This window comes from Enterococcus crotali (genome assembly GCF_000633635.1).
GTDB classification, from domain to species: Bacteria; Bacillota; Bacilli; order Lactobacillales; family Enterococcaceae; genus Enterococcus_L; species Enterococcus_L crotali.
Map to the genome: position 1 here is coordinate 164,329 of NZ_AYPQ01000007.1, position 13,277 is coordinate 177,605.

Genomic DNA, 13,277 nt, shown 5'->3' on the forward strand with positions numbered 1-13,277 from the left:
TAGAAATCAGTGATCGAAAGGTTGCTGATTTTTTCTGTCTTTTTCTTGAATAAAGGAATTTTACTGTAAATCGTGATTCGTTTACAGTATAGTGATAGTAAATGGTGAAAAAAGGAGAGGATCAAAAGCATGTCCTATCGTATTGAACGGGATTCTATGGGAGAAATTCAAGTTCCTGAAACGGCACTTTGGGGAGCACAAACTGAGCGTAGTCGCCAAAATTTTAATATTGGTATAGAAAAAATGCCGATAGCTCTTATCCAAGCTTTAGCATTGGTAAAAAAGAATGCAGCTAGAGCCAATGAAACAATTGGAAAGCTAGATACTACAATCAGTCAAGCTATTCAACAAGCGGCAGATAAGATTATTAAAGGCGAGGTAGATGGCCAGTTTCCGTTATCTTTGTGGCAGACTGGTAGTGGGACTCAAACGAATATGAACGTTAACGAAGTCATCGCTCATTTAGCGGCTAAAATGGGTGTGACGGTTCATCCCAATGATCATGTCAATATGTCTCAAAGTTCAAATGACGTTTTTCCAACAGCGATCCATATAGCAGGTGTACAATTGATCGAACAGCAGTTATTCCCTGTGATGAAGCAAATGATCCAAACGCTGAAAAAGCTTGAAGCTGAGAATGAAAAAATCATAAAAATCGGCCGGACACATTTGCAAGATGCAACACCAGTGACTTTTGCACAAGAAATCAGTGGCTGGCGCTCAGGTCTTGAGCACAATTATCAGATGCTAGAGCTGACGTTGAATGAGCTCAAACAATTGGCGCTTGGCGGTACAGCTGTCGGAACTGGATTGAATGCGTCTAAAGAATATATCGACTCTTTTTTTACCTGCTTAAATAAGGAGACCAATAATCAATTTTTAGAAGATCCAAATAAATTTCATGGATTGGCTAGCAAAGACGCTGTTGTTTTTACTTCTGGTGCCTTAAAAGCGTTAGCTGGCAATGTCATGAAGATGGCCAATGATATTCGTTGGATGGCAAGTGGTCCTCGAAGTGGATTGGGAGAGATCACGATTCCAGCTAATGAGCCAGGCAGTTCGATCATGCCTGGGAAAATCAACCCAACGCAATGTGAAGCGTTGACCATGATTGCCATTCAGGTCATGGGAAATGACACGACGATCGGAATCGGTGCTTCACAAGGGAATTTTGAATTGAATGTCTACATGCCGGTAATGGCGTTTAATTTGATCCAGAGTATTGAATTATTGGCTGATGGATTGCGCTCGTTTGATCAAAACTGTTTAGTTGGCATCAAGGCAGATCAGGAAAAAATGAATCAGTATGTAGAACAATCATTGATGCTTGTGACAGCCTTAAATCCGCATATCGGTTATGATAACGGAGCCAAAATCGCTAAAAAAGCTTTTGTAGAAAATACAACGCTTAAAGAAGCTGCGTTGACTTCAGGTCTAGTGACAGAAGCAGAATACGAAAGCTGGGTCAAACCAGAACGAATGTTAGGCAAATAACAGAGCAGTATTGGAAAGGAAAGAAAAACATGACAGATATTTATGAAGAAGCATTAAAAGCGCACGAACAATGGCGTGGAAAAATCGACATTCATTCAAAAGCAGCAGTAAAAACAAAAAAGGATTTATCATTAGCTTACACTCCAGGTGTCGCTGAACCATGTAGAAAAATCCATGAAAATCCAAATAAAGTTTATGATTATACATGGAAAGGCAATACTGTAGCAGTCGTAACCGATGGCACAGCCGTTCTTGGTTTAGGCGATATTGGTCCGAAAGCAGCATTGCCAGTTATGGAAGGAAAAGCATTGCTGTTTAAAGAATTTGCTGGAATCGACGCAATCCCGATTTGCTTAGATACGAAAGATCCCAAAGAGATCATTCGTATTATCAAGGCAATGGCTCCAACATTTGGCGGTATCAATTTAGAAGATATCTCTGCTCCGCGCTGTGTAGAAATCGAGCGTACACTAATGGAAGAGCTAGATATTCCTGTATTTCATGATGATCAGCATGGAACAGCTATTGTAACCATTGCAGCCTTGATCAATGCGCTGAAAATTGTCGATAAAAAAGTTGCTGACATCAACGTCGTTGTATCTGGAACTGGTGCAGCCGGCAGTGCGATCATCAAGATGTTGCATCATTTTGGCGTGAAGAAGATCATTGCATTCAATATCGATGGTGCATTATCTAGAACGATGGATAGACCGCTGAATTTTTTAGAAAAAGAAATTGTTGAAATCACGAATCCTGCAAACTTTAGCGGCTCTTTAGGAGAAGCGATGGTAGGAGCGGATGTTTTTATCGGTGTCTCTGCGTCTAAATTAGTCTCAAAAGAAATGGTCGCTTCAATGAATCCAGGAGCTATTGTATTTCCAATGGCGAATCCAGAATCAGAGATCGATTATCAAGAGGCAATCGATGCAGGTGCGGCGGTTGTTGGAACGGGTCGTTCAGATCACCCCAATCAAATCAATAATGTCCTAGCGTTTCCAGGGTTGTTTAAAGGCGCGTTTGTCGCAGGTGCAACGAAAATCACTGAAAATATGAAATTAGCTGCTGCAAAAGCCATTGCAGAAATCATTCCAGAATCTGAGCTTACGAGTGAGTATATTATTCCCTCTCCTTTTAATCAAGAATTGGTGGATGTCATCATACGCGAAGTTGCTGAAGCCGCTGTTCAAGATGGCGTTATTAGAGAGTGATCTAAAAATAGCTAAAAGAGTGCAAGACAAAACTAAAAAGCAGTTTTTTTCCGCACCCTAAAACGTAATAAATGATGGGAGCAGAAGCAATGCCTTCTGTCCCATCATCTTTTTACTCCAATTGCTCGAACCTAAGCGACCTTTGGTACAACCTCTTTTTTATCTAGAGAAAATATCAGGATTTCTAGTTCAATAAAGCCAAGTGTGGTATACTATTTAGGAGTAAATTCAAGAGAATGCTAGAAGGAGGATGTTTCTACATGTCAGAAAAAGAAACATTTTATATTACCACCCCGATTTATTATCCAAGCGGACAACTACATATCGGCAATTCTTATACAACGATTGCCTGTGATGCGATGGCCCGTTACAAACGTTTGATGGGCTTTGACGTATTTTACTTAACAGGTGTGGATGAGCACGGACAAAAAATTGAAAATAAAGCGTCAGAATTAGGCGTTACACCAAAAGAATATGTGGATAAAATGGCAGCAGATGTTCAAAAATTATGGAAAACGCTGGATATCAGTTACGATAAATTCATCCGTACAACGGATGATTACCATAAAAAAGCAGTTCAGCAAATCTTTGATCGTTTATTAGAACAAGGGGATATCTACTTAGGTGAGTATGAAGGTTGGTATTCTGTTTCAGATGAAGAATACTTTACTGAAACACAATTAGCAGAAGTCTACCGTGATGACGAAGGCAAAGTAATTGGTGGGAAAGCACCAAGTGGTCATGAAGTGGAGTTAGTGAAAGAAGAATCTTATTTCTTCCGTATGAGTAAATACGCGGATCGTTTATTAGATTATTACAATGAACATCCAGAATTCATTCAACCAGAATCACGCAAAAACGAAATGATCAATAACTTCATCAAACCAGGCTTAGAAGATTTGGCTGTGTCACGTACAACATTCTCATGGGGGATTCCATTGTCGAATGATCCAAAACATGTGGTTTACGTATGGATCGACGCTTTATCAAACTATATCACCGCTTTAGGCTATGGTTCAGATGATGATAGCTTATTTAAAAAGTATTGGCCGGCAGATGTTCATATGGTTGGAAAAGAAATCGTTCGTTTCCATACGATTTATTGGCCGATCATGCTGATGGCTTTAGACTTACCATTACCGAAGAAAATTTTCGGTCATGGCTGGTTATTGATGAAAGACGGTAAAATGTCTAAATCTAAAGGCAATGTCGTTTACCCAGAAATTTTAGTGGATCGTTATGGCTTAGATGCGCTACGTTATTACTTATTGCGGGCGATTCCATTTGGTAGTGACGGTGTCTTCACACCAGAAGATTTCGTTTCTCGTTTAAATTATGATTTGGCGAATGACTTAGGGAATTTATTAAATCGTACGATTGCGATGATCAATAAATACTGTGATGGACAAGTTCCAACATATGCCTCAAAAGTCACACCATTTGATAGCGAGTTGTCCACAACAGCTGCAAATGTGATTGGTAAATATCATGAAGCAATGGAGAAAATGGAATTCAACACGGCAATCGCCGAAGTTTGGACCTTGGTTTCTCGTGCGAATAAATATATTGACGAAACACAACCTTGGGTTTTAGCCAAAGATGAAGAGAAGAAAAATGAGTTAGATAGTGTAATGGTCCACTTAGCGGAAAGTCTACGTATCGTAGCGATTCTGTTACAACCTGTGATGACTGAGACACCAACCAAAATCTTTGAACAACTAGGGTTGGATCCTGAGACGATGAATATGGAAGAAATCCACTTTGGTGAGTTTCCAACAGAGGTCAAAGTCGTTGCGAAAGGAACGCCTATTTTCCCTCGTTTAGAGATTGAGGCAGAAGTACTTTATATTCAAAAGAAAATGACTCAAAATGCTCAAACAACAACAGAGGAAATCAAATGGGACCCAGAAGAAACGGGCCTTGTTTCGACGAAAGAAAAAGAAATCAAGTATGAAGATTTCGATAAAGTAGAATTAAAAGTAGCAGAAGTTATTGATTGTAAAAAGGTCAAAGGGGCGGATAAATTACTCCAATTCCGCTTAGATGCAGGAGACGAGCAAGATCGTCAAATTCTTTCAGGCGTTGCAGAATATTATCCAGATCCAAGTGCGTTAATCGGTAAAAAAGTTGTTATCGTAGCAAACTTGAAACCAAGAAAAATGCGTGGACAAATCAGCCAAGGAATGATTCTTTCTGCTGAATCTCCAGAGGGCAAACTACAAATTATCGATGCACCAAAAGAAATGCCAAATGGAGCAATTATTGCTTAGCATAAGCTTAGTGAGCGTCAAGCGTTCAAAAGAAGGTATGTCCGATCTCACTATTTATTCGGATTTAAGGTGTGAAGCTAAAGTGAAATTCACTTTAGCTTCACACCCTTTTTAGTATAAAAAAGTTGAAATAACCAATAATTCGAGAAATATTATAAACAAATATATCAAAAATGATGATTTTATTGTACTATTGTTTAGAGACATAAAAAAAATAGAGTAACACACAAGGAGAATGTAAAATGAGAATGAAAAAGTATATGATGGGGATCATTGCAGGAGTTGCGATTTTTTTATTAGCAGCATGTGGCGCAGATCCAAGAAAAGAGTTTACAAATGAGCTGTTCAGCTCTAAAAGTAAAGACTACAATGCGGCAAGCTTTGAGATGAAAATTAAAGACTTATCTTATGATGGTGACGAAGGCGGCGCGTATGTAAAAATGATGGCCAGTCAATTAAAAGACATGAGCATTGAAGGAAATTACGCGATTGATGATAAAGAAGATACCATAGAAATGGAAATCACTGCGAATCTATTTGGGGAAAAATTACCCTTTCAGTTTGTCGGCAGTAAAGACAACTACTATATGTCCACTAGCTTTGTCTCAGGGTTATTGGATTTAGCCAATTCATTTGGTTATCCACTTGAACTTAGTAAAAGCGATTTGAAAGAACTAAAGGGTAAATATATCGATATAGCTCAAGCAGGCGACACACTTACTTCAGGTGAGCTGGATAAGAAAGCAAATACTTTGAAGAAAAACACGTTTACGAATGCTGAAAATTCTAAAATGGGTAGAGAAGTCAAAAAATTGATTGAAAGGTTTGACAAAAAATCATTTACAAAAGACAAAGATGTTGTAACACATACGTTTACTAAAAAAGAAATTATCAAGATCATGGAAAAAATCGATGAAGTGGCGAAAGAAGACAAAGAGTACAAAAAGTCAGATAATGAAAAAGAGATGAAAGATGCCATCAAGTCGTTAAAAAATGATTTAGACAAGATGGATATGAAAGTCAGCATCAACGAAAAGACGAAAGCTGTTGATATGGAAATGGCATTAGCTGCAACGGATGAAGATGATGCTAAAATGAACATCGTTATGACAATTTCAACAACACCGAAAAAAAATAATGGAAACATTAAAATGCCAAGTAAAAAAGAAATCATTAGTCAAGATGAGTTAGAGGATATTTTAGAAAATATCACTGGAGCAGATACAGAGGATTATGATTTAGATGATGATTCAATCGACTATAGTGACTTAAAGGATGATCCAGAAATTCAAGAATTGATGGATGCTCAATTAGATGAGATGATCAAGCAAATTGAAGCAAACCCAGAAGCTGTAACTGAAGAAAAAGCCAAAGAAGCTCGTGAAGAGGCGAAAGAATATCTTAATGACAAACAAATGAAAAAGCTCAACGATGCTTTGGATAAAGCGTTGAAAGCTAGTACAGTTTAAAAAATGATGAAAAACAATGTTTTCTGTAACTAAGGCAGAGAACATTGTTTTTTGCGTATGTTCTGACAGTCTAGATTAGGCTATAATTGTTAATAAGAATTCTTATGGTAAAGGAGGATTACGATGTGCGTATTTTGTAAAATAACTGACTTCGTTGTAGAAAATGAATTGGCTGGCGCTTTTTATGATAGATTTCCTGTTAACCCAGGGCACCTATTGATCATACCGAAAAGCCATAGAACCGATTATTTTGACTTATCCACTGCAGAAAAACAAGCGATTGAGGAATTACTTCAGGTGGGGGAAAAACTGCTTGAAGAGAAATATCGACCGGATGGCTTTAATATTGGAACAAATTGTGGCGTAAATGCTGGTCAAAGCATTATGCACTGTCATATACATTTAATTCCTAGGTACATCGATGATATGACAAATCCAAAAGGCGGAGTACGAGGCGTGATTCCCTCCAAACAACAATACTAAAGAAAAGTGGTGAGACTAATGATGTTAAGAGAATTAACTAGAGCAGATGAGCAAAACTATCAAGCGTTTGTAAAAGAGTGGCGTTCTTTAGGAGAGCTAAAATAACTCCAACATCGGCTAATTTAAATGGATTGGCTTTTCCAGAATGGCTAAACAAGCTACAAGAAGATAAAAAAGTCAGGAATAATGATTTTGTTCCAGCAGATACATTATTTCTTGAAGTTGAAGAAAAATTGATTGGTGCTGTCCAATTGAGATATGCATTAACCGATAAGCTTATCCAAATTGGCGGGAACATTGGTTATGGTATTGTCCCTTCTGAAAGAGGAAAAGGCTATGCCAATTGGCTACTCGGGCAAACGCTACTTATTTTTCAAAAACGTGGTTTCTCTAAAGTAATGCTGACCTGTGATAAGACGAATCTAGGATCTAAAAAAACGATTCAGAATAACGGTGGTATATTGTCTGATGAGTATCTCATTGAAGGAAACATGATCCAGCGATATTGGATTGAGTTGGAAACTATAGAAAATTCTAGAGTAAAAGAGGATCAATAATGATATCCTTTTGTTACTCTTTTTTTGATATACGAAAAGCATTAGGTGTAAATCCAGTATATTTTTTAAAAGCACGGTTAAAATAAGATGGATCAGTATATCCGACCATTTGAGCCAATTCACCGATGGAAACATTGTTGCTATTTAAATAATGATGGCTTGATTTTATCCAGCTATCGCCACAGTTTTTTATTCATGGTCGTACTCCTTTCAATCATTTTGTTTCGGGCTCTAAATCCGAATAAACGGTGGGATCAGAAGCAACCCTTTCTTATTTCTCGGGGGTAAACACTTCTGACCCAACCGCAGCTTGTTGTCAGAACTTCAACTTTTTATTTGATTTAAGTCTACGGAAACGAGTCGGTAAAAGCATGATCAATAGCGCATAAGGCACACTAACGATCGACCAAGCCAACGTTCGGCTCAAACTGTTGTTTTTGTACAACCAATTAAGTAAGAAATATAAGCCCAATATACTGAGAGCAACAAAAATCAAAACAACATAGGTGGGTTCATTTTTTATGACAGCTCTAATAATACTGCCGACTAAAGGGACGAGATAAAAGTAAGCACTAGTTAATGAAATTCGCCAACTTTTTGCTATGGTTCCAAGGTTTATCAAGAAAAAAAGAATCGACAAAGCAATCCCAAGTGGAGGGAAAAAAGCAATCAGAAACGAGTAAATAGCTCCCCATAAGAGCATTAATGGGCCTTTGACAATTGCTGCGATAGCTATAAAAATCGCTATCAAAAGAAACTGCTGTGTCATAGAGCCGTAAGCCAACAGGCCAAAGAGAATCAGCAATACCCAATGCCAAATCGTATTGACTTGCGGTTTTCTTTGAATCGTTACGTTCTTTTTGATCGTAGATTTTAGAAAGTCGGATTCTTCGAAGAAATTTTTCAAAAAGCACTCACTCCTATCAAATTGAAAATCGGACTGGAATTAAGTTTACTGCTGAATAGGGAAAAAACATCAGGCTAAAGTCGGTTTTTTAGCCTGATGTTTTTAAGAATTTGTTAAATAAAGTGAATTAATTTTGTTATGTTAATTTCTTTGTACGTGAAGATTAAAAAGAGATTACTTAGTCTTCAACAACTCAGAAAGCTCTCCAACATAAGGCAGAAACACCTGTTTCATCCCACGAGAAATCGCTGTATAAAGAATCTTCTTCTCTCTTTCCGTTGTCCCATAACGCACGTTAGAAGGATCATGAATGATCACATTATCAAACTCAAGCCCTTTAGCCATATCGATTGAAAGAATTTGAGCCTCCATAGCGCTGTTTTTTTGTAGAAGCTGCTCTTTCAATAATTCTGCTTCTGATGCTGTTTTTGTAATCACGACAGTATCTTCCTCAGGCGCTAGTGAATCCAAAAGTGACGCAAGTGTCTCTAAATATGCCGTTTCATCTTCACAAGAAATAAAGACAGGTTTCTCGCCATCTTTTCGAATAGAAACAATCTTGAGCTTTTTATGATTTGTCACTAAGGTCTGAAATAGCTGAGTGATTTCTTTACTTGAGCGGTAACTATTCAATAATTGATAGGACGTAACCGAACGGCTTGAAGCAGATAATAACTCTTTGAGATCCATAAAACTGATCGAGGTATTGAAAATAGCCTGATTTTCATCCCCAGCTAATGTAAAGTTTGCTTGTGGGAATAAGTTAAGCAACAAAAGAATTTGAGCTTCCGTGTAATCTTGTACTTCATCCACCAAAATAAACGCCATTTGACGATTCGATAAATCTTCAATAAATTTATCTTTAATCAGTAACAAAATAACCACTTCGTCTGCAGTATAGGCAGTCGTTACTCGTTCATATGAGTTTTCTTGATAACGTTGATACAAGGCTTCAAAAAGCAACCATTGATCAAACCAAGAAAAATCAGCAATCGCATCTACTACTTTACGGTATTTTTGTTGCAATCGTTGAAGGGCAAATTCTGCTAATTGTTCCTCATCTTCCTCAGCAAATGTCGTGTCAAAATAACGCAATTGTTCGGCTTCAGTCAAGTCTTGCATTTGATCGATCATTTGTTTAGATTTTGACTGTTTGAGCAAGTAACGACTCCATAAACTTGAGAGTTTTTCTTTTGTTGCTGAAAGTCTATCTCTGATTGATAAAGTCGTTGGTGTTTCTTGATACAAACTAAAAATCAATTCAGCAGAAAAAATTGGTTTTCGTTTGAATAAAATGGGTTGAAACAGTGATTGTTGAATGAGCGTTGGATCATTGAAGCTTTGAATAAATTCTACAAACTTTTGAGATTGAATCACTTTTTGCTGGGCACTTACTTGTTCTGCAGTGATTCGTTTGAAATAAGCTGACTCACTTTCTATAGGTGCTTTTTCACGAAAGGTAAATTTAAGAAATTGTAGCAGTGTTAAATTCAATGGATTACGCTCGCCCAAATTTGGTAATACTTGAGAAATATAATCGATAAAGGTCGAATTAGGAGAGAGCAGCAAAATATCATCAGCAGTAATTTGTTTCCGGTGATTATACAGTAAATAAGCAATTCGCTGCATGATCGCAGACGTTTTTCCACTACCCGCAATCCCATTGACTAATAGCAAAGGATGACTTTCATCACGGATGATCTCATTTTGTTCTTGCTGGATGGTGGTCGTGATATCTTTCATATATTGAGAAGAATCTGCTTCAAGTGAATGAAGTAAAATATCATCTTGAATCGCAAGACTTGTATCAAAAAAATTGATCAAACGATCTTCCTCAATGATCAATTGTCTTTTTAGATTTAATGTAACAGGAATTTCATTGTTGTTGACATGATAACTGCTGTCGCCTAAAACATTATTGTAAAAAAGTGAAGCAATGGGTGAACGCCAGTCGTAGATTCGTGACTCGCCCTCTAAGTTTGTAAAATCATTCATGCCGATATAAAAAACGTCTCGATCAGAATCATCATCTAAAAACGTCACATCGATTTTTCCAAAATAAGGAACTTTCAGTAGTCGTTCGACTTTCTCTAGTTGTTTAGCAGCCGTTTCATTTTGGATATTTAACTGATCGATTTCGCGATTTTTCATTTCCATCATGGCAAATGTTTCTAAATTATCTGAGTAACTATCAAAATTTAGTTTCGTATCGCCACTAAATTGCTCCAGCACCGATTTTCCCGTGGTATTGACTTCATTGATAGCGGTTTGATAAGTATCTTTTGCTTGGCTTAATTCCTCATAAACCTGGCACAGATGTTGGGTTTCTTGTGTGCGATCATTTGACATATGGGTTCCTCCTGACATAAATTTCCGTGACCGAATAGTATAAGCTATTTTTGAAGATAAAGCAATTATAAGAAGCTGATAATTTATCGGTGCTGTCCATTCAGATTTTGGTTGAAATGTGATAAAGTATAGAAGACAAAGGAGTGAATGAACATGATTTTTGATTCTCATACCCATTTAAACGCAGAACAATTTAATGAAGATATTCCAGAAACAATTGAACGTGCAAAAGAGTTAGGTGTGACAGAGATGGCAGTGGTTGGTTTTGATACACCGACGATCGAAAAGTCTCTAGAACTTAGCCAACAATATAAAGAGATCCAAAGTATCATCGGCTGGCATCCAACAGAAGCGGGCAGCTATACGCCTGAAATCGAGAAAAAGCTGCAGCAATTATTAACGACACCCAAAGTAGTGGCCCTCGGTGAGATCGGTTTAGATTATTACTGGATGGAAGACCCGAAAGAAGTCCAAGATCGTGTGTTTCGTCGTCAAATCGCGATTGCCAAAGAAATGAATCTACCCATCAGTATTCATACTAGAGATGCGATGGAAGATACGTATAAGATTTTAAAAGAAGAGGATATTCGTGATATTGGCGGAATCATGCACAGCTTTAGTGGGGATCCAGAGTGGATGGCGAAATTTTTAGATATGGGCATGCATATTTCTTTAAGCGGTGTTGTGACATTTAAAAAAGCGTTAGAAGTACAAGAAGTAGCGAAAGCTGTTCCTTTAGATCGTTTATTAGTCGAAACAGATGCACCATATTTAGCGCCTGTTCCATACAGAGGTAAACGCAATGAACCGGGCTATACTCGTTATGTAGTGGAAAAAATCGCAGAACTACGAGAAGTTCCATTTGAAGAAATTGCAAAGCAAACGACAATCAATGCCCATCGCTTATTCAGGTTAGCTGAATGACAGAAAAGTTGAGAATAGAAGAAATCATTGTCGTTGAAGGAAAAGACGATACAAGACGGATTCAAGAAGTTGTTGACGCAGACACGATCGAGACGATCGGTTCAGCAATCAATGAGGATATTTTAGAACAAATCGAGCATGCACAAGAAACACGCGGTGTCATCATTTTTACGGACCCAGATTTTTCAGGTGAAAAGATTCGTAAAACAATCATGGAAGTGGTGCCTGATGCCAAGCATGCCTTTCTCTCGCGGCAACTTGCGACACCTAAAAAAAGAGGCAGTAGTTTAGGTGTGGAGCATGCCAGTGATGAAGCGATTTTAGAAGCTTTGGAAAAAATCGTGACACCAGTCAATGAGACAGATGACTATCAAGAAATCCCTAGACAAACCTTGATCGAATATGGTTTAATAGCGGGAGCTCATGCAAAAGAACGCCGCGAAAAATTAGGCGATGAATTGCGTATTGGCTATACAAATAGTAAACAATTGACCAAACGGTTGAAAATGTTTCGCATTACCGAAAAAGAATTAAGAGATGTCATGAATAACCTAAATGAATTACCCAGTGAAAAATCGGAGGAATCAATTTGACAGAGTATAAAGAAATAGCCACCCCTTCACGCACGAAAGAAATTTTGAAGCAACACGGCTTTTCATTCAAAAAAAGTTTAGGCCAAAACTTTTTAACAGAACCAAATATCTTACGTAAAATCGTTGAGACAGCAGGAATCGATACTCACACTAATGTAGTGGAAGTCGGTCCTGGTATTGGGGCTTTAACAGAACAGCTGGCTAAAAATGCTGCCCAAGTGTTGGCATTTGAAATCGATGATCGCTTGATTCCTGTTTTAGAAGATACGATGAGTCCTTATTCAAACGTTACTGTTGTTCATAATGATGTGTTAAAAGCAGATTTAGTGGGTACAACAAAAGAGGTTTTCAAACAAGAGTTACCGATCAAAGTAGTGGCTAATCTACCCTATTACATTACTACACCGATCATGATGCACTTTTTAGAATCGGATTTAGATGTACAAGAAATGATCGTCATGATGCAAAAAGAGGTCGCAGATCGAATCTCGGCAAAACCTGGAACAAAAGCCTACGGATCATTATCGATCGCGGTTCAATATTTTATGGAAGCGAGTATCGCGTTTATTGTACCGAAAACAGTGTTTATTCCGCAGCCAAATGTTGATTCGGCCATCATCAAACTAACAAAACGAGATAAACCAGCTGTTGAGGTAACCAATGAAAAAGAATTTTTCAAACTAACAAAAGCATCATTCCAATTGCGCCGTAAAACGTTGTGGAATAATTTGATTCATTTTTACGGTAAGGATGATGAAACTAAAGCTTGGCTGACTAAGAGTTTGACAGAAGCTGAAATCGATCCTTCACGCCGTGGAGAAACCTTGTCATTAGAGGAATTTGGTCGTTTAAGTAATACGCTAGAAAAAAATCGTTAAACAAGCGTACTGAGAAAAAATTATCTTTTTTTAGGTACTCTCAGTTGCGCAGAAATTCATCGTATTTGATAGATAGTGAGACATAGCTTTTAAGGATAAATCCAGATATCGTCAATTTGATGGGTATCTGGATTCTTTTTTGGAT

The 13,277-nt window shown here is 37.7% G+C and carries 12 protein-coding genes; 9 read left to right on the plus strand and 3 right to left on the minus strand.

Annotated elements, in window-relative coordinates:
* Nucleotides 1-129 precede the first annotated feature (129 nt).
* The 6 genes from fumC (at nucleotide 130) to V192_RS0115720 (ending at nucleotide 7,481) form a co-directional block, all read left to right on the plus strand.
* Complete coding sequence (fumC, locus tag V192_RS0115695; RefSeq protein WP_025873274.1) at nucleotides 130-1,494, plus strand: class II fumarate hydratase; 1,365 nt, start codon at nucleotides 130-132, stop codon at nucleotides 1,492-1,494.
* Nucleotides 1,495-1,523: 29 nt separating this feature from the next.
* A complete protein-coding gene (locus V192_RS0115700; protein ID WP_025873275.1) occupies nucleotides 1,524-2,702 on the plus strand; it encodes an NAD(P)-dependent malic enzyme in 1,179 nt (392 codons plus the stop codon).
* 260 nt (nucleotides 2,703-2,962) lie between these two features.
* The gene (gene metG / locus V192_RS0115705) at nucleotides 2,963-4,972 is read left to right on the plus strand and encodes a methionine--tRNA ligase (RefSeq protein ID WP_025873276.1); all 2,010 of its coding nucleotides are present in this window, start codon (nucleotides 2,963-2,965) and stop codon (nucleotides 4,970-4,972) included.
* Between the two features lie 242 nt (nucleotides 4,973-5,214).
* Nucleotides 5,215-6,441 (plus strand): hypothetical protein, encoded by a 1,227-nt coding sequence (locus tag V192_RS0115710; RefSeq protein WP_025873277.1) that lies wholly within the window; start codon nucleotides 5,215-5,217, stop codon nucleotides 6,439-6,441.
* A 123-nt stretch (nucleotides 6,442-6,564) separates the two neighbouring features.
* Nucleotides 6,565-6,924: an HIT family protein gene (locus V192_RS0115715; RefSeq protein WP_029948296.1), complete on the plus strand. Its 360-nt coding sequence runs from the start codon at nucleotides 6,565-6,567 to the stop codon at nucleotides 6,922-6,924.
* Between the two features lie 77 nt (nucleotides 6,925-7,001).
* The gene (locus tag V192_RS0115720; protein WP_082266052.1) at nucleotides 7,002-7,481 is read left to right on the plus strand and encodes a GNAT family N-acetyltransferase; all 480 of its coding nucleotides are present in this window, start codon (nucleotides 7,002-7,004) and stop codon (nucleotides 7,479-7,481) included.
* Nucleotides 7,482-7,494: 13 nt separating this feature from the next.
* On the opposite strand, the gene V192_RS22655 is transcribed toward V192_RS0115720, so the two are convergent.
* The 3 genes from V192_RS22655 to V192_RS0115730 form a co-directional block, all read right to left on the minus strand.
* On the minus strand, nucleotides 7,495-7,674 hold the full coding sequence (locus V192_RS22655) for an AraC family transcriptional regulator (protein ID WP_082266053.1): 180 nt from the start codon (nucleotides 7,672-7,674) through the stop codon (nucleotides 7,495-7,497).
* Nucleotides 7,675-7,797: 123 nt separating this feature from the next.
* Nucleotides 7,798-8,388, minus strand: coding sequence for a hypothetical protein (locus V192_RS0115725; protein WP_025873279.1), 591 nt, complete (start codon nucleotides 8,386-8,388; stop codon nucleotides 7,798-7,800).
* 174 nt (nucleotides 8,389-8,562) lie between these two features.
* The gene (locus V192_RS0115730; RefSeq protein WP_029948298.1) at nucleotides 8,563-10,737 is read right to left on the minus strand and encodes a HelD family protein; all 2,175 of its coding nucleotides are present in this window, start codon (nucleotides 10,735-10,737) and stop codon (nucleotides 8,563-8,565) included.
* A 153-nt stretch (nucleotides 10,738-10,890) separates the two neighbouring features.
* On the opposite strand from V192_RS0115730, the gene V192_RS0115735 reads away from it, so the two are divergent.
* Genes V192_RS0115735 through rsmA form a run of 3 tightly spaced genes read left to right on the plus strand, consistent with a single transcriptional unit; the run spans nucleotide 10,891 to nucleotide 13,132 of the window.
* Nucleotides 10,891-11,661 (plus strand): TatD family hydrolase, encoded by a 771-nt coding sequence (locus tag V192_RS0115735; RefSeq protein WP_025873281.1) that lies wholly within the window; start codon nucleotides 10,891-10,893, stop codon nucleotides 11,659-11,661.
* On the plus strand, nucleotides 11,658-12,254 hold the full coding sequence (gene rnmV / locus V192_RS0115740; protein WP_025873282.1) for a ribonuclease M5: 597 nt from the start codon (nucleotides 11,658-11,660) through the stop codon (nucleotides 12,252-12,254). Before V192_RS0115735 ends, rnmV begins: the two co-directional genes overlap by 4 nt.
* On the plus strand, nucleotides 12,251-13,132 hold the full coding sequence (rsmA, locus tag V192_RS0115745) for a 16S rRNA (adenine(1518)-N(6)/adenine(1519)-N(6))-dimethyltransferase RsmA (protein ID WP_025873283.1): 882 nt from the start codon (nucleotides 12,251-12,253) through the stop codon (nucleotides 13,130-13,132). The genes rnmV and rsmA overlap by 4 nt, the downstream gene beginning before the upstream one ends.
* Nucleotides 13,133-13,277 lie beyond the last annotated feature (145 nt).